This window comes from Faecalibacterium sp. DFI.5.82, assembly GCF_029076575.1.
Classification (GTDB): domain Bacteria; phylum Bacillota; class Clostridia; order Oscillospirales; family Ruminococcaceae; genus Faecalibacterium; species Faecalibacterium duncaniae.
Genome location: NZ_JARFIS010000414.1, coordinates 1 through 315 on the forward strand (window position 1 = coordinate 1; position 315 = coordinate 315).

1 pseudogene is annotated in these 315 nt (G+C 62.9%); it reads left to right on the forward strand.

The features are described from left to right. Positions 1 to 315: pseudogene (locus P0G09_RS17220) on the forward strand (Tat pathway signal sequence); the annotation flags it as partial.

Consider the following 315-nt stretch of genomic DNA (forward strand, 5'->3'; position numbering starts at 1 on the left):
TGAACATCGGCGGCAAGAGTTACTTCAACACGCCGGTCCACCCCCACGTTGCCCACCGTGACAGCCGCGGCCGCAATGTAGCCTACGAACACACCGAGTTCACCTCCGGCAAGGAGAGCAAACAGGCAGCCGGTAATGCCGGCATCGGCCTGACCTACGCCAACGAAACGCCTTTCTTCCACTTTGCCGACTACCGCACCGCGGCCTCCAACGACCGTCCCGGTGCCCCTGCGGCCAAAACCATCAGCATCACCCACTCCGAGAGCTACAGGACCCGCCTGACCTACAACAGCTGGGGCCGCAGCTACAAGCTGG